Annotated in this window: 25 protein-coding genes; 13 read left to right on the top strand and 12 right to left on the bottom strand. The window is 71.7% G+C overall.

The genetic code is table 11. The annotated features are described in order from the left end of the window. Positions 1-30: 30 nt before the first annotated feature. Positions 31-975, top strand: a complete 945-nt coding sequence (locus ACWCPI_RS19395; RefSeq protein WP_451039260.1) for a PfkB family carbohydrate kinase — start codon at positions 31-33, stop codon at positions 973-975. Here the strand turns inward: ACWCPI_RS19395 and ACWCPI_RS19390 are convergent. From ACWCPI_RS19390 to ACWCPI_RS19335, 12 genes are all read right to left on the bottom strand, one after another. After that, positions 923-1,429, bottom strand: coding sequence for an NUDIX domain-containing protein (locus ACWCPI_RS19390; RefSeq protein ID WP_451039259.1), 507 nt, complete (start codon positions 1,427-1,429; stop codon positions 923-925). The two genes, ACWCPI_RS19395 and ACWCPI_RS19390, sit on opposite strands and share 53 nt — an antisense overlap. A 54-nt stretch (positions 1,430-1,483) precedes the next feature. Continuing rightward, the gene (locus ACWCPI_RS19385) at positions 1,484-2,740 is read right to left on the bottom strand and encodes a UbiD family decarboxylase (protein ID WP_451039258.1); all 1,257 of its coding nucleotides are present in this window, start codon (positions 2,738-2,740) and stop codon (positions 1,484-1,486) included. Continuing rightward, positions 2,737-3,312, bottom strand: a complete 576-nt coding sequence (locus tag ACWCPI_RS19380) for a phosphoribosyltransferase (RefSeq protein WP_451039257.1) — start codon at positions 3,310-3,312, stop codon at positions 2,737-2,739. Before ACWCPI_RS19380 ends, ACWCPI_RS19385 begins: the two co-directional genes overlap by 4 nt. Then, on the bottom strand, positions 3,309-4,466 hold the full coding sequence (gene guaB / locus ACWCPI_RS19375; protein WP_451039256.1) for an IMP dehydrogenase: 1,158 nt from the start codon (positions 4,464-4,466) through the stop codon (positions 3,309-3,311). The genes ACWCPI_RS19380 and guaB overlap by 4 nt, the downstream gene beginning before the upstream one ends. Positions 4,467-4,479: 13 nt before the next feature. Next, complete coding sequence (folE, locus tag ACWCPI_RS19370; RefSeq protein ID WP_451039255.1) at positions 4,480-5,082, bottom strand: GTP cyclohydrolase I; 603 nt, start codon at positions 5,080-5,082, stop codon at positions 4,480-4,482. Beyond that, positions 5,082-5,723, bottom strand: coding sequence for a 7-carboxy-7-deazaguanine synthase QueE (locus ACWCPI_RS19365; RefSeq protein WP_451039254.1), 642 nt, complete (start codon positions 5,721-5,723; stop codon positions 5,082-5,084). The genes folE and ACWCPI_RS19365 overlap by 1 nt, the downstream gene beginning before the upstream one ends. 141 nt (positions 5,724-5,864) lie before the next feature. After that, on the bottom strand, positions 5,865-6,254 hold the full coding sequence (locus ACWCPI_RS19360) for a 6-pyruvoyl trahydropterin synthase family protein (protein ID WP_451039253.1): 390 nt from the start codon (positions 6,252-6,254) through the stop codon (positions 5,865-5,867). Positions 6,255-6,341: 87 nt separating this feature from the next. Next, positions 6,342-6,518, bottom strand: a complete 177-nt coding sequence (locus ACWCPI_RS19355) for a (2Fe-2S)-binding protein (protein WP_388799573.1) — start codon at positions 6,516-6,518, stop codon at positions 6,342-6,344. Further along, a complete protein-coding gene (locus ACWCPI_RS19350) occupies positions 6,515-7,843 on the bottom strand; it encodes an aminotransferase class III-fold pyridoxal phosphate-dependent enzyme (protein WP_451039252.1) in 1,329 nt (442 codons plus the stop codon). Before ACWCPI_RS19350 ends, ACWCPI_RS19355 begins: the two co-directional genes overlap by 4 nt. Continuing rightward, the gene (locus ACWCPI_RS19345) at positions 7,840-8,805 is read right to left on the bottom strand and encodes a nucleoside-diphosphate kinase (protein WP_451039251.1); all 966 of its coding nucleotides are present in this window, start codon (positions 8,803-8,805) and stop codon (positions 7,840-7,842) included. The genes ACWCPI_RS19350 and ACWCPI_RS19345 overlap by 4 nt, the downstream gene beginning before the upstream one ends. Before the next feature lie 4 nt (positions 8,806-8,809). Continuing rightward, positions 8,810-9,829, bottom strand: a complete 1,020-nt coding sequence (locus ACWCPI_RS19340; RefSeq protein WP_451039250.1) for a hypothetical protein — start codon at positions 9,827-9,829, stop codon at positions 8,810-8,812. After that, entirely contained in the window at positions 9,829-11,010 is a 1,182-nt protein-coding gene (locus ACWCPI_RS19335) for a hypothetical protein (RefSeq protein WP_451039249.1), read from the bottom strand. The genes ACWCPI_RS19340 and ACWCPI_RS19335 overlap by 1 nt, the downstream gene beginning before the upstream one ends. Positions 11,011-11,265: 255 nt before the next feature. Between ACWCPI_RS19335 and ACWCPI_RS19330 the strand changes: the two genes are divergently transcribed. The 12 genes from ACWCPI_RS19330 to asnB all read left to right on the top strand — a co-directional run bounded on the left by ACWCPI_RS19330 (position 11,266) and on the right by asnB (position 22,342). Beyond that, positions 11,266-11,946, top strand: coding sequence for an HAD family hydrolase (locus ACWCPI_RS19330; RefSeq protein ID WP_451039248.1), 681 nt, complete (start codon positions 11,266-11,268; stop codon positions 11,944-11,946). Continuing rightward, positions 11,943-12,803 (top strand): HAD family hydrolase, encoded by an 861-nt coding sequence (locus ACWCPI_RS19325; protein ID WP_451039247.1) that lies wholly within the window; start codon positions 11,943-11,945, stop codon positions 12,801-12,803. Before ACWCPI_RS19330 ends, ACWCPI_RS19325 begins: the two co-directional genes overlap by 4 nt. After that, the gene (locus ACWCPI_RS19320) at positions 12,797-13,453 is read left to right on the top strand and encodes a dTMP kinase (protein WP_451039246.1); all 657 of its coding nucleotides are present in this window, start codon (positions 12,797-12,799) and stop codon (positions 13,451-13,453) included. The genes ACWCPI_RS19325 and ACWCPI_RS19320 overlap by 7 nt, the downstream gene beginning before the upstream one ends. Continuing rightward, positions 13,450-14,397 (top strand): hypothetical protein, encoded by a 948-nt coding sequence (locus ACWCPI_RS19315; protein WP_451039245.1) that lies wholly within the window; start codon positions 13,450-13,452, stop codon positions 14,395-14,397. The genes ACWCPI_RS19320 and ACWCPI_RS19315 overlap by 4 nt, the downstream gene beginning before the upstream one ends. Positions 14,398-14,464: 67 nt before the next feature. Beyond that, a complete protein-coding gene (locus ACWCPI_RS19310; RefSeq protein ID WP_388799546.1) occupies positions 14,465-15,250 on the top strand; it encodes a hypothetical protein in 786 nt (261 codons plus the stop codon). A 1-nt stretch (position 15,251) separates the two neighbouring features. Then, complete coding sequence (locus ACWCPI_RS19305) at positions 15,252-16,286, top strand: Gfo/Idh/MocA family protein (protein WP_451039244.1); 1,035 nt, start codon at positions 15,252-15,254, stop codon at positions 16,284-16,286. Then, on the top strand, positions 16,283-17,026 hold the full coding sequence (locus ACWCPI_RS19300) for an SDR family NAD(P)-dependent oxidoreductase (RefSeq protein ID WP_451039243.1): 744 nt from the start codon (positions 16,283-16,285) through the stop codon (positions 17,024-17,026). Before ACWCPI_RS19305 ends, ACWCPI_RS19300 begins: the two co-directional genes overlap by 4 nt. Then, entirely contained in the window at positions 17,023-17,694 is a 672-nt protein-coding gene (locus tag ACWCPI_RS19295; RefSeq protein WP_451039242.1) for a pyridoxamine 5'-phosphate oxidase family protein, read from the top strand. The genes ACWCPI_RS19300 and ACWCPI_RS19295 overlap by 4 nt, the downstream gene beginning before the upstream one ends. Next, the gene (locus ACWCPI_RS19290) at positions 17,612-18,640 is read left to right on the top strand and encodes a diiron oxygenase (RefSeq protein ID WP_451039241.1); all 1,029 of its coding nucleotides are present in this window, start codon (positions 17,612-17,614) and stop codon (positions 18,638-18,640) included. Before ACWCPI_RS19295 ends, ACWCPI_RS19290 begins: the two co-directional genes overlap by 83 nt. A gap of 28 nt (positions 18,641-18,668) precedes the next feature. Beyond that, positions 18,669-19,466 (top strand): hypothetical protein, encoded by a 798-nt coding sequence (locus tag ACWCPI_RS19285; RefSeq protein ID WP_451039240.1) that lies wholly within the window; start codon positions 18,669-18,671, stop codon positions 19,464-19,466. Beyond that, positions 19,466-19,747 carry a PqqD family protein gene (locus ACWCPI_RS19280; protein ID WP_451039239.1) on the top strand — a complete coding sequence of 94 codons (282 nt, stop codon included), beginning with the start codon at positions 19,466-19,468 and terminating at the stop codon, positions 19,745-19,747. Before ACWCPI_RS19285 ends, ACWCPI_RS19280 begins: the two co-directional genes overlap by 1 nt. Positions 19,748-20,116: 369 nt before the next feature. Next, positions 20,117-22,342 carry an asparagine synthase (glutamine-hydrolyzing) gene (gene asnB, locus ACWCPI_RS19275; protein WP_451039238.1) on the top strand — a complete coding sequence of 742 codons (2,226 nt, stop codon included), beginning with the start codon at positions 20,117-20,119 and terminating at the stop codon, positions 22,340-22,342. Positions 22,343-22,352: the final 10 nt, after the last annotated feature.

Below are 22,352 nucleotides of genomic sequence, written 5' to 3'. Positions count from 1 at the left end.
CCTCGCTCTTCGATTTTCGGGGGTCATGCCGTGGGATACGACGTGCTCGTGCTGGGCTCGCTCGTGATGGACCGCAAGTTCTTCGCCACCGGCATGCTGGGCGGGGCCGAGCCGGTCTGGGGCGTGCAGCGCCACCACGGCGGCGTCGGCCGCAACATCGCCGTCAACACGGCCCGGCTCGGCGCCCGCACGGCCTTCGCGGGCCTGTCCGGGTCCGGGCGGGACGCCGCCGATCTGGAGGGGGAGCTGACCGGGCTGGGCATACGGCCGCTCCACGTGCTGCGCACCGACGACGGGATAGGCCGCTGGGACGTCCTCCTCGACGAGCGGGGACGGCAGATCACCTCCCGCGTCGCGCTGCCCGACCCCGCCGCCGCCCGGCCCCTCGCCGGACCCGGCCTCGCCGGCACCGTGGCCGCGGCGAAGACCGTGGTGGCCGAGGGCGGACTCGACGAGGACCTGCTCACCTGGCTGTCACGGCAGGCCAGGGCGAACGGGACACCGATGTGCGGTCTGCCCACCCGGCAGCGGGACTTCGGCCCCCGCACCCGGTTGCTGCCGCTGTACGACGTGCTGCTGCTCAACGCCCGTGAGGCGCAGACCCTCACCGGAGCGCCGGGCACGCCCGGCGAGCAGGCGCGGCGGCTGCTCGGACAAGGACCCCGCGTGGTCGTGGTGACCGCGGGCGCGGCCGGCGCCGCCGTCGCCTGCGCGCAGCAGCCCGAACCGCTCACCCTGCCCGCAGAGGCAGGACCCTGCACCGACGACACCGGCGCCGGGGACGCGCTGGCGTCCGCGTTCGTCGTCGGCCTGGTACGCGGCGCGAGCCCCGGGGCGGCCCTGGCCCTGGGGCTGCGCGCGGCGCGGCTGACGATCGGCTGCCGGCAGAGCACCTGCCGCAGCCTGGCGACGGATCCGGTGCTCACGGCGCGGCGCACCGGGCGGTGGACGCCACCCGGTGCGCGTGCATCGTGATGCCGTCCGCCGCCAGCGCACGGGCGATGGTCTCCTCGTCGTAGGAGGCCAGCCCGGCGTCGGTGAGGATCTGCAGGTCCGTGGAGTGCATGTCGATCTCGCCGATCCGGGCCTGCCGGATCGCCCCCACGTTGTCCCCGGCGAACCCGGGCCGCAGCGGGTACTCCCCGTCGGCCAGGAAGGCGAACATCAGCAGGTGGTAGCCGCCCTGCTCCCAGGTCCCGGTGAACTCGTAGACGGCGAACAGCGAACAGGAGCGCACGGCGATGCCGGTCTCCTCGCGTGCCTCCCGCAGCGCCGCCGCCTCGGCCGGCTCACCCGGCTCGATCCCGCCGCCGGGCAGCAGCCAGTTGTTCGCGTACGGCCCCTTCAGCTGGCGGATGAAGGTGACGGTGCCTCCCGGACCCGGGATCACCATGAGGGCGGCGGGCAGCGCCCGTGCGAATCGGTCCATCGTCGTGCAGTCCTCGCTCGGTGCGGTGTCGGTGCGCGGTTCGGTGACGCGCTGTCAGTACTCGGTCGGCCAGCCGTCCGGTGGGATCACCAGTGCCAGTCCGATCCGTTCCCCCTCCACCCGGCCCTTGCGGTAGTAGGGCTCGGTCCGGGTGGTGAAGCCGTAAGTGGCCAGCGCCTGGCCGGGGTTGGCGAGGTCGGGACCACAGACGACCACCTTGGAGCGTACGTCGAAGGCCATCGCCTCGCGCACCAGTTCCTGACTGGGCTCGTCCGACTCGATGTACGCCACGAACTCGCCCCGCGCCCTGATCGAGTAGTGCACCGACCTGACCGGATAGCCGAGGCCGCTCAGATGGGCGTACATCAGGTATTCGTTCTGGAAGCTCATCAGGGTCAGACCGGAGCGGGCGCCGGCCACGATCGTCGGCCAGGGCGCGCCCGGTACGGCGGACACCCCGGTCACGGTGAGCACGTTGCTGCGCCGGGCCTCGGCGTAGTAGCCCTTGAACTCACCGAACGGCCCCTCCACCGCGTCCCGTTCCTCGACGAACCCGGTGATGACATGGGTGGCGTCGTCCGGCACCGGTGGGAAGCCCCCGACGTCCACCCGGCGGCCCAGCAGCCGCCCGGCGATCTCGTAGTCGTCGCCCTCGGCCGGCAGCCGGGAGGCGGCCACCACGGTCAGCGCCGGGTCGGCACCGAGGAACAGCGAGATCGGCATGGGGCGGCCGGTCTCCAGCCAGGCCAGCAGGTTGCGGTGGCCGTCGGTGCGCGGGTCCAGGAAGATCCGGGCTTCGTCGGGGCCGACCACCTGGGTGCGGTAGAAGCCCATGTTGACGCCGCTGCCGTCGGGCCGGGTGGTCACCCCGACACCGGCCGTGATGTACGGCCCGGCGTCGGCGGGACGGTGCTGGAGGATCGGCAGGTCGTCCATCAGACCGGGCAACTCCCGGCGGACCGGCGGGAGTCCGGCGGAGGTGCCCGGCGGCGGGACGGGACCCGCGAGCCGCCGGGACATCTCCGGAAGGTGCTTCTCCTCCGTCGTACCGAGCGCGGCCAGCAGCACCTCGCGCGGATACGGATGGCACAGCACCCGGGCACCCGGCCGCTCGGCGATGTCCGTGAACACCACCGTCGGCCGGGCCCCGTGCTCCTTCTCGATCTCCGCGACGGTGCGGGCGACCTCGACCCGGCTGCTGACCCGGCGGTCGTAGGTGTACAGGTCGACGGCGTCGTAGCAGCCGGGCAGCCGCAGCGCGGCGGCGTCCGTGGCCCGGGTCAGCCCGCTGCCGGGGAACCCGCGGCTCACGTGCCCACCCGCGCCGCCGCCGGGAACGGACGGCAGTCCTCGGTCGACTCCCGGGCCGTTTCCCAGGGGAACACGATCCAGTCGTCGACGACGGCCGGGCAGTGGTCGGGGACGTAACCGCTGCGGTGATTGCGGACGACGGCCGCGAACCGCACGTCCTCGCGCGCCACCCCGCGGGCCGCCAGGAACTCCAGCACCGCGTCGGCGGTCGCCCCCGTGCCCACTATGTCGTCGACGACCAGCACCTTGTCGCCGGCCCCGAGCCCCAGGGACCCCGAAGCGTCGACGACCGGCCGCTGCTTGGCGGCGTACCTGCTGTCGTCGGCCGTACGGCGCACCCGCACCGTGTGCATCACCGGCACGTCCAGCGCGCAGGTCAGGTACCCGCCCGCGGCGAGCCCGCCCCGGGCCACCGCGAGCACGGCGTCCGGAACGAAACCCGCCGCCCGCACCTCGCCGGCGATGTCCTCCAGCAGCCGCCCGAAGGTCGCCATGTCCAGGAGGTACGGCCCCTGCCGTGTCCACATGCCGGGCTGCTCGCCCGCCACGGCGGCCTCAGGCGTCGCGCTCATCCCGCCACCGCCTTCGCCACGTGGTCGATGTCGATCTGCACCGAACGCTCCCGGGCGTGCGGCACGTTCTCCGCGCGGCCGGCGGCCGTCACCCGGATGAACTCGGCCTGCGCGCGGAAGGCGCCCAGGTCGGGGGCGCCCGAGTAGCTCATCGCCGACTGCACACCGCCGACCAGCTGACGCAGCGTCCGCGCCAGCGACCCGGATGCGGGGAAGGTCGCCTCGACGCCCTCCGGGACGTAGTCGTCGACCTCCTCCTGGGTGACCGTCCCACCGGCCGCCTTGCGCAGCGTGAGCTCCATGCCGAGCGAGACGAAGCCGTTGCTGACCCGGTAGCGGCGGCCGTCCCGTTCCACCGGGGTGGCCTCGCTCTCGTCGGCGCCCGCGAGCGCCGAGCCCAGCATGACCGCGTGGGCCCCGGCCGCGAGAGCCTTGGCGATGTCACCGGCCTGCCGGATGCCGCCGTCGGCGATGATCGTCACCCCGGCCTCCTCGGCCGCGTCGGCACAGTCCATGACGGCGGTCAGCTGCGGCACCCCGGTGCCCGCCACCAGCCGCGTGGTGCACACACCGCCCGGCCCGATCCCGACCTTCACCGCCTGGGCACCGGCCGCCGCCAGGTCCCGCACCCCGTCCGCCGTGGCCACGTTGCCCGCGATGAGCGGGGTGCCGGGGTAGCTGGAGCGCAGCTCCTTCACGACGTCGATGACCTGGTCGCTGTGCCCGTGCGCGACATCCACCAGCAGGATGTCCACATCGTGCGCGACGAGCTGGGCCGCCCGCTCCCGCCAGTCACCGGTGACGCCGACGGCCGCGCCGGCCAGCAGCCTGCCCCGGGCGTCCAGCGAGGCCCGCCCGGCCTGCTCGGCGTCGGGCCGCACGGCCTTGACCGCGTCCAGCTGGGCGACCTGCTGCTCGACGGTCTGCATCCGGTGCAGGATGCCCAGGCCGCCCTCCAGCGCCATCGCCGCCGCCATCCGGTCACCGGTGCACCACTGCGTGTTGGCCGAGACGACCGGCACCCGCAGGGTCAGACCGGGCAGCAGCTCGCTGCGCGGGTCGGCCTGGCGCCTGCTGGTCAGCGAGGTGCGCCGGGGCACGAACAGGACGTCGTCGAAGCTCAGCCCGGTCCGTTCGGGTTCACAGATGCGCATGGACGTGTCCTCTTCAGTGACGGGTGTCGTTGGTGAGCGCGATCAGCTCGCCGCGCAGGGCGGGGTCCTTGAGCGCGCCCCGCCATACGGCGGTGGTCATCGTGGCCGGCGTACGGATGCCGCGCATCGCCATGCACAGGTGCTCGCCGCGGCCGATGACCGCCACGTCACAGGAGCCCGTCAGCCGCTCCACGTCGTCGGCGATCTGCTGCGAGAGCTGCTCCTGCGACTGGAGCTTGTGGGCGTGCTGGTGGGCGATGCGGGCGAACTTGCTCAGGCCCAGCATCTTCTCGCTGGGCAGATAGCCGATGGTGACCCGGCAGGAGAACGGCAGCAGATGGTGCTCGCACAGGGACCACACGCTGATGCCGGAGACGGCGACCAGGTTGCCGCTCGCCGTCGTCTCGAACAGGGTGTCGACGGACCCCGGCTCGTACCGGGTGAACTCCCGCCACCAGCGGGCGTAGCGGGCCGGGGTCTCCTTCAGGCCCTCACGGTCGGGGTCCTCGCCGATCTCCACGAGCAGCTGACGGGCGATCGACTCCAACGGGTCCGTCTTCTCGCCCGCCTCCAGCAGGTCCAGGTCCTCGGTCAACACTTCCACGCTGCTGGTCATCAGACACCCCGCTTGCTTCCCCACACGTTGACGTGCAGTCGTCCGGACAGATTCCATTTGCGCGTGATCACGTCATCGGCCAGCGCGCGCATGCCCTGGTCGATCTCCTCGGGGGACTGCCCCCGCGGCATGATCCAGACGTTGCTCAGGCCGAACCTCTCGACCAGTTCCTCGACCTCGGCCAGGTCGTCCAGATCGCCGCAGACGAACTTGAAGGACACACCCGGCAGTTGACCGAAGCGCCGCAGCGCCTCGGGGACGATGCGCCGCTCCTCGGCGACCCCCGAGTGCGCGAGCTTCGGCGACACGTTGAACCGGGCTCCGGCCGCCACGAGCGCGTCGCGCGGCACCACGGTGCCGTTGGTCTCGAACTCCACCACGACCCGGCGCTCCGCCAGGGCCTGGACCACGGGCAGCACCCGGTCCTGCTGGCTGAGCGGTTCCCCGCCGGAGATCACGATCAGCTCGACACCGAAACCGAGCAGCCGCTCGGTGACCTCGGTGACGGTCAGCGCGTGCAGCTCGTCCGCCGCACGGTAGGCGACGCCGGAGTCCGACTCGCCCTTCCAGTCCCATGTGTACGGTGTGTCGCACCAGCGGCAGGTGAGATTGCAACCGCCGAGCCGGAGGAACGCACACAACCTTCCGGTGGAAGGTCCTTCGCCCTGTACGGCGCTAGGTGGGTCCGAACATCTCGTTGACCACGAGTTTCGGAACCGCCATTTTCACCACCTCCTTGAGCCCGGAGACCGGGCTTGTAGGTACGCGTGTTCGCCGGCCCGTCAGGCGGCGGGCCGGTACGTCGCCCAGGTCTTCGGTGTCTCCGAGACCCGTACGGCGGTCAGTTCGGGGAAGTCCGCGGCCCACGTCCGGTAGATCCACATGGCGATGTGCTCGGCCGACGGGTTGGTGCCGGACAGCACGTCGTTGAGATGCCGGTGGTCGACGGTGTCGTCGAGCCACTTCTTGAAGACACCGAGCTCGCCGTAGTCCCGGACGAAGCCGGGCCCGGTCAGGTCGTCCTCGGCGGCGCTGAGTTCGAGTACGACGACGTAGTTGTGGCCGTGGAGCCTGCCGCACGGATGGTCCGGTGGCAGCCCTGCCAGCCGGTGGCTGGCGGAGAAGTGGAACTCCTTGGTGATGGAAAGCACGGTCCGGGTCCTCTCTCCCATGTCCCTCTGATCCTGAAGGGCGGCAAGCCCCGTGTCAGCGCTTGCCGTTGGCAGCTGGCGGCCATGACCGGCAGCGGCCAGGCAATGTCACTCCAGGAGCTCTTCCAGATCGGTCAGACAGTCCCCGCAGCCCGTGTTCGCGCCGGTGGTCCGGCGCAGGGCGGGGACGTCCCGGGCGCCCGAGGCCTTCGCCGCGAGGATCACGCTCTCCGGGACGTGTGCGCACAGGCAGATCAGCGGGTCCTCCGTCGGGCAGTGGGTCATGAGCCGCCCTCCGCGCTCCCGCCGAGCAGGCTCAGGGCACGGTCGAGGACCTCCGTCATGACATCCAGGTCCCGTTCCGCGACGACCAGCGGCGGATGGATGTTGATCACGTCGGGGGCCATCCCCGTCGAGGCGACGATGAGCCCGACGCGCGGGTCCGCCGACAGGCACAGCCGCCGCAGAGCGGGGGCGTGGTCGCCGGTCAGCACGAGGCGGGCGGCGCCCCCGAAGGCCTGGCAGTCGCGCACCAGGGCGGGGTGGTCGGCCTGCAGACGCTTCAGGCGGTCCGTCAGTCTTCCGGCGAGCACGTCCATGTCCGCGGCCGGGTCGGCCCAGGTGTCCCAGCGGTCCAGGACCGCCCGCGTGACACCGAGGGCGTGCGGGATGCCGATGTAGGTCGAGGAGTGGCTGCCCGGCCGGTAGGTCCCCGGTGCCGCGAGCGGTTCGCGCGCCCACACCGCGCTCAGGGCCGCGGCGCCGTTCGTCAGCGCCTTGCTGGCGACGACCACGTCGGGGGCGACCCCCGAGCGCTGGAAACCCCAGCGCGGACCGGTCCGGTGCATGCCGGTGAAGATCTCGTCGGCGATGACCACGGCACCGTTCGCGCGGGCATGGTCCACCGCCGCTCGCAGCAGCGCGTGATCCGGCTCGGCCATGCCGCCGACGTTCTGCACGGACTCGAAGACGAAGGCGCTCACCTTGCGTCCGAAGCCGGCCCCGCCGACACCCGAGAGCTCCGAGCCCCATCGGGTGGCCGCGGCGACGCAGCCCTTCCCGCACGCCGTCGCGGTGGGGCTCGCGTGCGGGCAGCGACCGCAGTCGGGGCTGGGCAGCCGTACGACCTCCAGGCCCCAGGCAGCGAGCAGTTCGCGGTAGCGGGGGCTGGAGCTGAGCATGCTGGTCACGCCGGACCTGCCGTGGAACGCGCCCTCGAACACCACGACCGTGCCCGGTCCGACCGCGCTGAACGCGATGCGCAGGGCCGTCTCCATGCCCTGCGCGCCCCCGAGATCCAGCTCGACGCGTCCCGGGGCACCGACGGCCTCGCCGAAGAGCCGCTCCAGCCGCTGGAGCACGTCCAGCCGCAGCTCGGACTCGCAGAAGGACGGCAGCGCGGGCAGGTCCTCGCAGTGGGCGAGGGCCTCCCGCAGGATCTCCCGGTCGTAGCCCCAGGCCACCGTGCCGTTGGCGGCCTCGGCGTCCAGGTAGCGGCGCCCGTCCGCGGCTTCGAGGTAGCTGCCCTCGGCACGGACGAAGCGCGGTACCTCCTCGGCGCGGTAGATGAGGTTGCCCGCTCCGGCGAACGGGGGGACGGCGGTGGTCATGCGTACGTCACCTCTCGGGTCGGTTCGCCCGCCGAGGTGCGCCAGGCGTCAGCCGTCCCGGTGGCGATGATCGGGCGGACGCCCTCTTCGTTGCAGTCGATCCAGCTGGTGAGGACGGTCAGGACGTCCCAGCGGGCACTGCCGGGTGGAAGCGGCGCGCGTCGCAGCACGCCGAGCCAGTCCTCGACGCGTCCCGGCTCCGGCCAGTCCCGGGCGCAGGCCCCCCACGGCCCCGGCTGCCCGGCGAGCCGGCCGAGGCTGGCGTCGACGTCCAGGTCGTGCGCCGGGATCTCGGCCTCCAGCTCGGCGAGCAGCCTCGTCACCGTCTCCCGGGGGTCGGGGGCGCCCGGTGCCGTCGTGCCGAAGAGGGGACCCGCGCACCAGTCCCAGCCCGCCTGGTACGAGAAGAGCTGCAACTCCCGGGCCACGTCGGCCGGTTCGTCGGCGGTGTGCATGAAGTTGTACAGCCCGTTGACCCGCCCGATCCGGGTCCGCAGATCGGTGCTGCGTGCGGCGGAGGGCTCCGCCGCACCCTTGGCGGCCGTGAGGCGTGCGCTGGCGGGCAGCCACGCGGGCCGGTCGCGGTCCTCCAGCAGCACCAGCAGACTGCGCCCCGTGGACAGCAGCGGGTCCACCACGGCGATGCGCTGAGCGGAGGCGGCGTTGAACTGGTAGCGCCACAACTCCCGCACGAGCAGCGGGTCGAAGCGCACGGTGGTCGCCGCGACCGGGTGCCAGCCCTCCGCCCGCAGGATGCCGAGGATCAGTTCGCAGCGGCGTCCGGCAACGGCGTCGGGCTTGAGCACGACGAACGTGTGGCGGTCGAGCACCCCGGGGTCGCGCATCGGGGCCAGTGAATCCAGCGCCTCGCGCATGTAGGGGTCCAGGCGGTAGGCCTCGGCCTTCCGGGGGTCGCGCGTCAGCGGATCCAGGGCCCCGGCGCCGATCGCGGAGTACGGCACGGCGTCACATCCCTTCGGGGGTCTCGTGGGCGGTCAGCTGTCTGCCGCCGAGCGGCGTGGCGACGCCGTCGACCAGGACGACCCGGCTTCCGTCGGAATGCGTGCCGGGGCCCAGGGCGAGCGAGCCGTCGGCGAAGGCCCGCACGGTCCACTGCAGGCAGGGGCGGTCACTGAGGCGCTTCTGCTCCAGCTCCTGCGCCCCGGGATCCACCCCGCGCCGGACCGGGACGGGCGGGCCCTGGCACAGCAGTGCCCCGCCGTCGTGGCTCCGGTCGACGAGGAAGCAGGACGTCCGGGTGGCGGTGTGGCCGAGGTCCATGGCCAGGGTGACCGGGTCGTTGCCGATCAGGACCCGGCTGTGTGCCGCGTCGAGCACGGTGAGGTCACCGGGGTGCTGGTTGATCATCCGGCCGTGGTAGCGGGTGAGCAGATCGCCCTCGATCCAGCGGTGGTACGCCAGCACGACGAGGTCCAGCGGACCGTTGTCCTCCTCCCAGGCGGCGATCCTGGAACCGAGCCGGTCGTGCCACTGCCGGGCCCGCCGCCGGTACGCGGCACGCTCGGCCGGGCCGGTCGCCCGGGAGGCGGTTCCGCAGTGGGCGTCGAAGTCGCCCGGCCACGCCTCGATCCCGTGGTCCCGGGCCAGGCCCAGTGCCTTGGACCGGGTGCCGTGCGAGGCGACGAGGGCGACCTCGTACCGGTCCGGCTCCGCGTGCTGCATGCCGATCAGGGTGCGCAGGTTCGCACCGGTGGCGGAGACGAGGACACCGATCCGCAACGGCCCGTCGGAACTGATGCGGCGCAGGGGAAGCGGAGCGGGGCCGGGCTGCGCGCCGAGGTGGGCGGGCCCGGTCGCGTCGGTGGGCCGGGTCGCGTCGGTGGCCCCGGTCGCGCCGGTGAGGCGGGTGGCGCCGGTGGTCCGGGCGGCGCTGGTGGGCCTGGCGGCGCCGGTGAGCCCGGTTCCCCCGGTGGGGCGGGTGCCGTCCGTGAGCCGGGCGCCGTCCGCGGTGGCGATGCCCGTCATCACGCGGCGTCCGCCACGTCGAGGGACGCCCACTGCTCGTGGGTCGCCGCGAGCATGCCGTCGGGAAGCTGACCGGCCTCCAGGGCGGTGATCCCGAAGGCGCGGTGGGCCGTGCCGGCGGCCAGGTCCCACAGCTGCCGGCCCTTGATGTCACGCCCCATCGCGTTGCGCATCTGCTGGGCCAGAGGCTGGGAGCCGGCGGCGACGATGCCTCCCGCCTGGTACCACAGGCCGTTCTCCTCGCCCTGGGTCAGGTCCTGGCCGCCGAGCCGCGCGGAGTCGCAGCGGTCGGTCATCATCATCGAGTTCTCCAGTCCCATGAGACTGACCGCGCGGCCGGCGATGGCCAGGTCGACGTGCTCGCCGTCGAAGTTGATGCAGGCGGCGATCCGCCCGGCGGCGGCCTCGCGCATGATGGCCGCGGGCACCGGGCCGGCGATCTCGTCCATGGCGTCCAGCGTCCAGCCGGGCAGGTCGTACGAGGCGAGCGTCGCGTCACGGCTCGCGCGGGCCCGCGTGGTGCGGAAGGCGTGCCGGATGTTGAGCGGCATGTCGTTGAACAGGTGGTCCGTCACCACCCGGGCGCCCTTGCCGTTCCACTCCGTGTCCCAGGCGATGTCGACGATGTCCTTGACCAGGCGGGCGCTCAGGCCGGGGTCGGTGCGGGTGAAGTGCCCCAGCGCGGGCCGCACCCCGTGGCCGAGCAGCATCGGGACGATCCACTCGAAGCCGGGGTGGCGCTCGAAGGTCTGCCCGTGGAAGTCCGAGGCGGGCGAGAAGGCGTCGGGGGAGAGAACCATGTAGCACAGGCCGAAGTCACCGAGGCGGGCCAGCCGTTCCCATTCGGCGCGGGTCGGGGCCCACACGGTGTCGGCCGGCGTGCCGCCGTGGCTGGAGAGCAGCGGCCCCTCCAGGGCGACGCCGACGACGTGCGGGATGCGCCCGGCCCGGCGCATCGCGTCGTAGCGGCGCATGAACTTCTCGAACTCGCCCAGCCGGTGGTGGTGCAGATACAGGGTCGGGATGCTGAGCACCCCCTCCCGCGCGCACACCTGCTCGAGGAGTTCGAGGTCGAGCAGGGAGAACTCGGAGAAGTCCACGCCGGCAAAGCCATGACAGTGGACCTCCACCGGAAGCAGCGGGGTGTGGGTCTGCTCGGCCGAGCCAGACAGGTTCTCCATCTTTCATCCCTCTCGCGTTCCTGCTGACGGTGTTGTCAAGGCTACTTGACAGACATTGACAGACTGGTTGGACGAGCGTTGACGATATCACCGGAATCCCTTTAGGCAAGGGGTAGATTCCCGTGCTTGGACCGGCTTGTGGTGTGCGGACGTCGCCGTCCTGGCTTGTCAAAGACGATCTGTAAGGGCTTGACTTGCTTGTCAAGCATCCTTATGTTGATCTGGCAATTGCAGGCAACGAGCCGGGGGTCAGGGGTGGAGCACGAGCTGGTCGTCTTCGACAACAGCGGTGTCCTCGTGGACAGCGAGAGCCTCGGCAACCGACTGCTGGCCGGCATGCTCACCGACGAGGGAGTGCCGACGACGTTCGCCGAGGCCGTCGAGCACTACCTGGGCAAGTCCTTCGCGGACGTGGTCGAAACGGTCCGCCGGCGCACCGGCACGGTCCTCGACGACGACTTCTCGACCCGGTTCCACACCCGGCTCTTCGACGTCTTCGCAAGCGAACTCACGGCCGCCGACGGAGTCCACGAGGTGCTGGACGATCTCGACGCACGGGGCGTCCCCTACTGCGTGGCCTCCAACGACACCGCGGACCGCGTCGCCGTCTCCCTCGAAGTCGCCGGACTCGCCCCGCGGCTGGCCGGCCGGATCTTCGGCGCGGACCAGGTGGCCCGCCCCAAGCCGGCCCCGGACGTCTTCCTCCACGCCGCCCGGCACTTCGGCGCCGCACCCGCCGCATGCCTGGTCGTCGAGGACAGCGCACGAGGAGTCGCCGCCGCACGAGCGGCCGGCATGACGGTGGTCGGCCTGGCCTCGCTCACTCCGCGCACCCGGCTCGGCCAGGCCCAGCGGGTCGTCGCATCCCTCGGGGAGCTGCGGGAACTGCTTCCCGCGCTCCTCCCCGCCAGGCCGCTGCAGGAGACCCGCCGATGACCGACGACCGCCGCCTCGGCCTGCACGTCTTCGACCTCGACGGGACGCTGCTGCGGTCCGACGCCACCCTCAGCGCGTACGCCCGTGACGGACTCAACGCCTTGCTGGACGAGGGCACCCGGCTCACCGTCGCCAGCGCCCGCAGCGCCGTCGCCATGCGCGGGCTGCTCGCGGGCGTGCGGCTGACACTGCCCGTCATCGAACTCAACGGCGCCTTCCTCACCGACCTCGCCTCCGGCCGCCACCTGGCCCACCGGACGCTGGACGAGGCGGCGGCCGCCACCGCACTGGACGCCCTCGCGCACCTGGCGGCCGAACCGGTACTGACCACCTGGGACGGCACCGCCGACCACGTCCTGCACGGCCCGTGCGGCAACCCCGCCCTCGCCTGGTACGTGGAGGAGAAGCGAGCGTACGGCGACCCGCGCCTGAGCGCCTGCACGGACCCCCGGGCCGCCGTCGCGGGCACGCACACCGCCGCGGTGATCACCTTCGTCCCCGACGAGGAGGCCAAGGCCGCCGTCACCGTCCTCGAAGAGGCTCTCGGCGACGCGGCCGGCGTCCTGGCGGCCGCCAACCGCTACGTACCCGGCTGGACCGAGATCCAGGTCGCGCACCCGCAGGCCGAGAAGGGGCACGCCGTACGCCTGCTCCGGCGGTCCGCCGATCTCGGGCATCTGCCGGTGACGGTGTACGGCGACCACCTCAACGACCTGCCCATGTTCGACGTCGCCGACCGCACCGTCGCCCCGGCCAACGCGCACCCCGCCGTCCGCGCCCGGGCGACCGCCGTCACGGCCAGCAACGACGAGGACGGCATCGTCCGCTACCTGCTGGACGGAGCCGCGCCGTGCTGATCGTCATGGAGGGCATCGACGGCAGCGGGAAGTCCACCGTGGCCGGCCTGGTCGCACGGGAGCTCGACCCGGACCGCACCACCCGCGCGGACAAGAAGGACATGGCGCCGGCCGACCCCGGCACCGCTGCCCGCGCCGCCACCCTGCGCGAGCTCATCTGGTCCTCGCCCGAGGAACAGGGCGACACCTACGGAGCCGCGCACTGGATCCTGCTGATCGCCTCGTGGTACGCGGGCCTGGCCCGGCTGCGCCCCGAACTGGGGGACGAGCACACCTTCGCCGTGATGGACGGCTGGTACTACCGCAACATCGCCAAGACCGTGGTGCGCGAACCGCTGGACCCGCACTGGGTCGAGTCGCTGTTCGCTCCCGTCCCCGAACCCGCGCTGACGGTCCTGCTGGACGTCCCGCCCGAGGTCGCCTGGTCGCGCCGCGACGACTTCAAGGACACCGAGATCGGCCGCTGGGACGGCTTCACCGGCCCACCGCGCGAGTCCTTCTGCGCCTACCAGGCGGTCGTACGCGAGGAGTTGCTGCGCATGGCCGAGGAGCGTGGCTGGCTCGTACTGACCCCTGACCCGGACGACCCGCCGGAGCGCACCGCGGCCACCGTCGTGACCGCGGCGCGGGCGCTGAGGAGGACACCGTGAGCCCCACCCGTGACGTGGTCGGCACCTCCGACCTCGACGTCTACGCCGAGACCCTCGCCGATGTCATCGCCGGACGGCGCCCGGCGGACGAGCTGGCCCGGCTGCCGGGCGCCACCTCGCCGGCGGCCCTGCGGATCCGCCGGGCGCACGAGGAAGCGCTCGCCGCCCGCGCCGCCGAGCAACCGCCGGCACCGCACGGCGGGCCACTGCCCGAACCGTCCCCGTACCAAGGAGGAAGCGTGATCGACCACCTCGACCGGCTCACCGTCGACTGGAACGACTTCGAAGCGGCGGGCGAAGCCACCCGCGACGTCGTCCAGCGTCTCGCGGACGACAAGGAGTCCCTGCGCAAACTGGTCTACGACGTGGAGAACAAGCCGGAGCTCCTCGCCATGTGCGAGCGGCACCAGCTGCTCGACTACATCGTGCTGTACGACGCGCTCGACCGGGGCGTCCGGCTGCGCCTGCACATCTCCACCGAGGACCACTTCGACCGCCCGCACGACCACCGGTTCTCCTTCTCCAGCCGCATCGTGACGGGTGGTTACACGCACACCTGGTACCACATGGACGGCGACCTGTACGGCGACGGACCCGACCCGCAGGCGCGCCAGTACCTCAACCGCCACAACCCGGACCCGCGGGTGAAGGACCAGCTGGACCGGCTCACTCCGCACATCGTCCGCTGGGAGGGGCCGGGCAGCTGCTACACGATGCACCACAGCGCCATCCACACCACGTTCACCACGCCCGACACCGTCTCCCTCTTCCTGCGCGGCCCGGCCGAGAAGGACCGGTCCGTGATCATGGACAAGGAGGAGGGCACCCTGTGGTGGCGCTTCGGCCGCCAGGACGAGCCCGAGGAGCGCCGCCAGCAGAAGGCCATGGGCCTCGATGCCTACCGGCAGATCCGCGACCGGCTGGAGAAGCTCGGCGTCATCTGACGCCCGGTGCGGTCCCGTTCCCTTCCCGCACCGCACGACCGGTGCCCTCCAGAGGAGAAAACCACCCATGAGCATCGAGACGGCTGACCGGGTACACGTCAACAACACCGTCGTCGAACTCTTCGAGAACGTCGGCCCCATCGACTGGGACGACCTGCCCCGCGCCGCGGAGCTGACCCAGCGGCTCATCCGTGAGTTCGCAGCCGACAAGGCGCTGTTCCGCAAGCTGCTGTTCGCCGTCGAGCACGACCCGTATCTGTGGGCCAAGTGCGAGGAGGACGTGGTCGAGGACAAGATCGTCCTGTGGGACGACGTGGAGAAGGGCCTGCGCATCAGGCTGCGGATGTCCACCGACCACCAGCAGCAGCTGGCCCACAACCACCGCTTCTCCTTCACCAACCTCGTCCTGCGCGGCACCTACCTGCACCGCAACTACGTGGCGCGCAACGGCTTCGACGAGAACACCCTGCCGGACGAGGTGCAGCCGGTGATGCTGCACCAGGACCAGGCCGGCGAGTGCTTCACCATCCACCACAACGCCCTGCACTCCACCCCGTTCACCGAGCTCGGCACGATCTCCCTGGTCCTGCGCGGCAACCCGGTCAAGGACCGGGCGCCGGTCATGTTCAAGGAGGCCCGGGGCCGCGAGGAGGCGCTGCGGCAGATGCGGCAGGGCCAGGACGGCACCCGCGGCGAACTGTCCGAGGTCGAGCCGGAGGCCGCGGAGGTCGGCACCATGTTCTGGCGGGTCGGCGAGGACCGCGAGTCCGCGGAGCGCCGCGCCGAGCGCCAGATGACCAAGGAGAAGTACCACTACTGGTGCCGCCGGCTGGAAGAGCTGGGGATCATCTGACATGTCGATCCGACGGCTCATGCCCGGGCGGGCGGCACTGCGCTACGGGCTCATCGGCCCCGGTACCCATGCGCAGGAGAACCTGCTGCCCGCCCTGTCGGTGCTGGACGGCGCCCGGCTGACCGCCGTGGCCGCACGAAGGCCCGACGCCGCCGCCGAGGCCGCGCGGCGCTGGGGCGCGGACCTGTGGACCGACGACTGGACCGACCTGGTCGACGGCGAGGGCACGGCCGAGATCGACGCCCTGATCGTCGCCGGCTCCCCGCAGTTGCACGCCGACGTGGTACCGCGGGCCCTGGCCCGGGGCATCAGCGTCTTCGTCGAGAAGCCCCCGGCCCCCGACACCGCGACGCTGGAGAAGCTCGCCGTCGACGAACGCGGCGCGCCCGAGGGCACGGTGGCGTTCGTCGGCTTCAACTTCCCCTACGGGCAGTCCTACCGCAAGCTCCGCGGCACCCTGCGCGCCCACGGCACGGTGCGCACCGTCGACCTGCGCATGGTCTCGGCCAAGCCCACGTCCCCGGTGTGGGGCTGCGCGACGGTGACGGACAGCCTGCTGCAGGGGCTGGGCACCCACGCCGTCGACCTGGTCCTGCGCGAACTCGGCGTCCCGGACCGGGTCACGGCCCGGCGCGCGGACATCGGCGCGGACCGCCATGCGCTCCATGTCTTCCTGGAGTACGCCGACGGGCGGCTGGCCACCCTGCTCCTCGGCAACTACTCCAACCGCCTGGAGTACCGCTGCGAGCTGGTCACCGACCAGTGCGTCGTCGGTGTCCTCGACGACTTCAACACGCTGACGCTCAGCCGCCCGTCGAGCACACCCGGCGTGGGGGTGCTCGACGGCAAGGAGACACTGCGCCACACATGGCCCGGCCGCCGCGGCGGCTACGGCCGGACCGGCTACTCGACCGAACTGGAGTCCTTCCACCGCAGCGTCCTGCACGGGGAGCCCGGCGACTCGCCGCTGTCGGCGTGCCTGGAGGTCTACCGCGTCCTCGACGAGGTGCGACGGCAGACGGGAGAGCGCCCGTGAACTCCGGGTCCCTCTCCCTGCGGGGCCGCACCGCGCTGGTCACCGGGGGCGGCAGCGGCATCGGCCGGGCCGTCGCCGGGGCACTCTCCGCGCTGGGCGCGCAGGTCGCGGTCAACCACCCGCCCGGTGCCGAGTGGGCCGACGGGGACCTCCCCGACGGCTGTTTCGCGGTGGAGGCCGACGTACGGGACCGGCAGCAGGTCGCCGCGATGTTCGAGACGGTGGGCCGCAGGTTCGGCCGGCTCGACGTGCTCGTCAACAACGCGGGTGTCTTCCCGCGCGCACAGGTCCTGGACCTCGACGAGGCGCTGTGGGACCTGGTCCTCGACACCAACCTCAAGGGCGCGTTCTTCTGCGCCCAGGAGGCGGCCGCGATGATGATCCCGCAAGGCGGCGGGCGGATCGTGAACGTGTCGTCGAGCGCGGCCTTCACCGGGTCGCCCAAGGGCGCGCACTACGCCGCGAGCAAGGCCGGACTCGTCGCCCTCGGCAAGTCGCTGGCCCGTGCCCTCGGCGTGCACGGCATCACGGTGAACACCGTCGCCCCCGGTGTCACCAGGACCGCCCAACCGGGCCTGGACGAGGAAGGGTTCCTGGCCGAGGGGCAGAAGATCCCGCTGGGCCGGGTGGCCCAGGCACAGGACGTGGCGAACGCCGTGGTCTTCCTCGCCGGCGACCTGGGCGGCTATCTGACCGGCCAGACACTGGGCGTCAACGGGGGCGCGGTGATGGTGCCGTGACCTCGTCCGACGTCCCGCCGCCCGGCTCGGTGCGCGAGGAGCTCACCGAGCGATGGGGCCCTGCGCTGCCACGGGTGCAGGCCAAGCTCTCACCGGTGCTGCACCCCTGGTTGTGCCGGTTCATCTCGCTGTCCCCCTATGTGGTGATGGCGAGCACGACCGGGTGGGGGCGTTGCACGGCCTCGCCCCGAGGCGGTCCCCCCGGGTTCGTACGGGTCCTCGACGAGCGGACGCTGTTCGTGCCGGAGGAGTCCGGCAACAGGCTGCTGCAGACCCTGCGCAACCTGGAGGAGGACCCCGGCGTCGGCCTGCTCTTCCTGCTGCCCGGCATGCCGGAGACCGCCCGGGTCAACGGGCGGGCCGAACCCCTCTCGCGCACCGATCCGCGCTGGTCCGCGCTCCCGCTCGACGCCGACGAGCGCGAGCGGCTGCTGTGGGGGTCGCTCGTGCACGTCGAGGAGGCGTACTACCACTGCGGCAGGGCGAGCCGTTTCGCCGATCTGTGGGACGTCGGCCGGATCAACCGCAACCAGTCCGACCCGCCCTTGAGCAAGCGGCCGGCCACGGCAGCAGGAGGAGAGAAGCATGTGCGGCACAGTCGGCCTGTTCATGGGGTGCTCGGCGGTGAGCCTGTGCCCCAAGCAGGCCCTGCTCGACCAGCGGGCTGACCCGGCCGCGGAGGAGGACGACTACGTCAGCCCGTTCCGCAACTGGCACGAGCGGGCCACCGTCCGCGCCGCGAGCCGACGCGAACTGACCCCCCTTGAGGACGGGCAGGGCTTCTTCGCGCCCGAGCTGGTGCCGCTGGCCTCCCACCCGCTGATCGAGGCGCTGCGCGACGAGCGTCCGGACGTCTACCGCGACGTGCTCGTGCGGCATCTGTACCGCTACCTGGACTTCACCGCGAAGCTGGAGCACCTGGTGGTCAACCGCACGGCGCTCGGCATCGCACACGGGACCATCGGGGTGCGGGTGCCCGACGCCATGCGGCTGGACGCCTTCAAGATCTACTGCGACGAGGCCTACCACGCGCTGTTCTCGGCGGACCTCGCGGGGCAGGTGCGCGAGCTGACCGAGGTCGACGCCGAACTGCCGCGGGTGCCCTACTTCATCACCCGCCTGGAACGGTTCCTCGAGGAGAGCCAGGACGACCTCGCGGCGCTCACCGAAATCCTCTTCGTCATCGTGTCGGAAACACTCATCACGGCCCAGCTGGCCGGCATGTGGAACGACACCAGCGTTGCCCCGGCCGTCCGTGAGACCGTCCGCGACCACGCGCTCGACGAAGGCCGGCACCATGCCTACTTCGCGATTTTCCTGCGTCATCTGTGGGGACAGCTGACACCCGCCACCCGCAAGCGTGCGGCACTCCAGGTGCCCCGGCTGATCCGCATTTTCACCGACCCCGACGTGCCCTCGGTGGAAAAGGAGATAACCGGTTACGGGTTCTCCCACGACGACGCCAAGCGCATCGTGGCCGAGCTTTTCCCGGACGCGGCCGTCGAGGCGTACGCGAAAAGCGTGGCCCAGCAGACGGTCCGGCATTTCGAGTCGGTCGGGGCATTGGACGACGAACAGGTGAGCGCGGAGTTCGCGACGCACGGGCTGCTCTGAGGCCCGACCGATGTGAAAGGACATGCCGATGGTGCAGACGATCACCACCGAGGACGGCCCACGCCTCCTCGGCCAGCTCCGGGAGCAGGGACTGCTCCCGGACGCGTACCGATGCGTGTACGCGGCCGGCTCCCTGGTGCGGGGCTGGGGCAACGAGACCAGCGACCTCGACCTGTACGTCGTCACGGACACGCCGTTCCCGGCGGACGGCGCCGTCGACTTCCACCCGGTGGCCCTGGTGCCGGACCGGGTACCGGTGGCGGTTCCCGCCCTGGACGGCCGGCGCGGGGACGTCGAGTTCTGGCTGGCGGACCAGTACCGGCAGGTCATGGAGAAGGTCTCCTGGGAGGCGTACCGCAGCGAGCGCGACACCGGGGCCGCCCTGAGCCAGTTCGAGCGCGACTGCCTGGTCAAACTCGGGCACGCCATCGCCCTCGACGGCACCGAGTGGCTGGCGGAGCAGCAGCGGCTGCTGCACGCGTCCGCCTTCGGGCGGACCATCGTCGCGCACAGCCTGGACCAGGCGGACACCTTCGCCGAGGACGCCCTGGGCCAACTCGGCTCGGGCGACGCGGAGAGCGCCCTGCTCACCGTGAAACTCGCCTTCGGGTACGCCGCGGACGCGCTGCTGGCCCACCACGGGGAGTACGGCACCACCGCCAAGTGGCGGTCCAGGAAGTACCGGGCCGCGGCGCCGGCGGTCCTGCCGTTCGAGCAGTACTGGGCGATCGAGACCATGCGCGACTACGACCCCGCCGAACCCGGCCGGTGGATCGAGGACGTCGTCGGCTGCGTCCGGCGCATCTCCATGGAGGCGGAGGTCTGATGGCGGCGAACATCGAGGCGCGGAGCGTCCCCCGGCACCGTCTGGAGGTCCGCATCAGGTCCTCCGAGGGCGCGATCCTGCTCGCCCGCTACGACCAGGCGTACGAGCTGCCCGAGGTGGCGGCGTTCATCTGGCGGCGTATCGACGGCACCGGCCGGGTGGAGGACATCGCCCGCTCGGTGGCCGAGTACTACGGCATCGACGCCGGCACGGCGCTCACCGATACCACCGACATGCTGGAGTGGCTTCTCGAAGAGAAGCTGGTGAAATTGTCCAGCTGAATTCGTTCTCCGTTCTGAAAGCATCCTGAATGGGTGCTGAATAAGCCGTTCGCGCACTTCGCGGACGGCTTGGAGGCGTTTCACTGAAATGCTTTCCGAGAGTTTTCAGGAATTTCCCGCCCGGACTTGCGGAGCGATGAAAAGCCCTCCTAATATCAGTTCAGCACGCCGGGCCGAAAACGTCGGGCCGGCGGAATTCACCGATGAATGAGGTGTATCTATATGAAGCAGTACAACAAGCCCGAGGCCAAGAAGATCGACTTCGGTCGCGTCATGATGGTGGTCCGCTAACCACAAGCGGACCAAGGGCGCCTCTCCATCACATCGAGGGGCGCCCTTCCCCTTTTTCTGAAAGAAAGGAACGGGAGCATGTGCGGACTCGGCGGTCTGGCCCGCGTCGACGGGCAGGACCTCGGCGTCGAAGCCGACGCGATCCTGACGACCATGGCCCGCACGCTTGCGCACCGCGGCCCCGACGCGGAGGAACTGCTGCGCCAGGGCCCGGTCGGCATGGCGTTCACCCGACTGTCCCTGGTGGACCCGGAGAACGGCGGACAGCCCCTCTACAGCGAGGACCGCTCCGTCGTCCTCATCGCCAACGGCGAGGTCTACAACCACCGGGAGCTGGCGGCGACGTTGCCGGCCGGGACCCGGCTGCGCACCGGCTCCGACTGCGAGGTGCTGGTGCACCTCTACCAGCAGAAGGGCCTGGACTTCCTCGACGACGTACGCGGCATGTTCGGCCTGGTGCTGTGGGACCGGCGCCGCAACGTGCTGCTCCTCGCCCGTGACCACTTCGGCGTCAAGCCGCTGTTCTTCACCCGTGACCGCGAACGGATCGCCTTCGCCTCCGAGATCAAGGCGCTCTTCGCCGACCCGGCGACCCCGCGCCGCGTCGACTGGGACCGCGCGCTCGTCAACCCCCTGATGACGTCGGCGCCCTCACTGGACCTGACCGCGCCCGCCACCTACTTCGAGGGCGTGGAGTCCGTACCGGCCGCCACCATCGTGGAGATCGACCTGCGCGACGGTGCGACCCGCCGCCACACCTACTGGCAACTGCCCGCGTTCGACGGGGACTCCACCCGCAGCGACGAGGACATCGTCGCGGAGTTCCGCGAGCTGCTCGCCGACTCGGTGCGGGCCTGCGCCACCGCGGACGTGTCCATCGGCCTGTTCCTCAGCGGCGGAGTGGACTCGGCCGCGGTCGCTGCCCTCGCCGCGGACACGACGGAACTGAAGACCTTCTCCGTGCTGAGCGGCTCGACCGTGGTCAACGGGGACGCCGAGCACGCACGCATCGTCGCCGACAAACTCGGCGTGGCCAACCACCAGATCCGCTTCGACGCCTCCCAGCCGCCCACCGCCGACGAATGGAAGCGGCTGCTGTGGCTCACCGAGATGCCCACGTGCAGCCCGGAGCAGTACTACAAGCATGAACTCCACCGCCACGTCCGTGCCGAGCACCCCGAGATCAAGGGCATGCTGCTGGGCGCTGCGGCCGACGAGTTCTGCGGCGGTTACTCCAGCACCCTCGCCGCCGACGGCGGCTGGCAGGGCTTCGAAGCCGGCCTCGCCGGCATGGCCCGCCGCGGCCTGCTGGAGGACCACCGGCCCAAGCTCGCCGCCTGGTGGGAGGGGACCGAGGGCGGGCTGCTGACCGACGCCGCGCTCGACCACGGCAGGAGCCTCCTCGCCCGCGACCCCTATGCCGCGTTCGTGACGGCGAAGATGCGCGACGTCGAGCAGTTCAACTGCTGGCAGGAGGACCGCACGGCGGCCGGCAGCGGCACCGAGGCCCGCGTTCCGTTCCTGGACCGGCGTCTGGTCGAGCTGGTCGCCTCGATCCCGGCCGCCCGGCGCGAGCGCCTGCTGTGGGACAAGGCCGTCATCCGCGAGGCGGTCGCCGACCTGCTGCCGCCCGAGGTCGTCCACCGCCCCAAGGTCCCCTTCTTCTACGGCGACGGCATCCAGCACACCCACCGCCCCTTCATCGAGATGCTCACGCGGGACGGCTTCGCCCTCGTCGAGGAGGCCCTGGCCACCGAGCGCGGACGCGCCATGCTGGACGCCGACCGGGTCCGCGCCCTGCTGCACCGACTGGCGCACGCACCGCTGTCCGCCCACGTGGAGCGTCTGCTGCCGTTGCTCAACCTGTGCCTGCTCGACACGATGGTCGCCGAACTCCCGCCCCCGCTCGTCGACTCCGCGGCGACGCTGCCCCCGCCCCGCCCCCTCCACCGGTTCACCGAGTGGGAGTCGGCCGCCCCCGAGATCGAGTCACTGGTCTTCGCGCCCTCCCGCTGGACCGCGGACAGCGTGATCACCCTGGCGGACCACGTGGTGCTGCTGAAGGACACCACCGGTACCTCGTACCTGGCCGTCGACGGCTCCCTGGAATACGTGCTGGAGGACGGCGACGACTGGACGGCCCTGCTGCACGGGCTCGACGGCACCCGGACCCTGGCCCAGGTGTGCTCCGACCGGGGCAGCGACCCCGAGGCCTTCCGACAACTGCTGGACGACTCCCTCGACCTCGGCCTGCTGCGCCTGTACGAGCCGGCCGCAGCCGACGCCACAGCACCCACCGAGTGAGACGAGAAGG

This window comes from Streptomyces sp. NPDC001920 (assembly GCF_053594495.1).
Note: the sequence above shows the minus strand (reverse complement) of the source record. Positions and strands in the feature narration are given on the sequence as shown.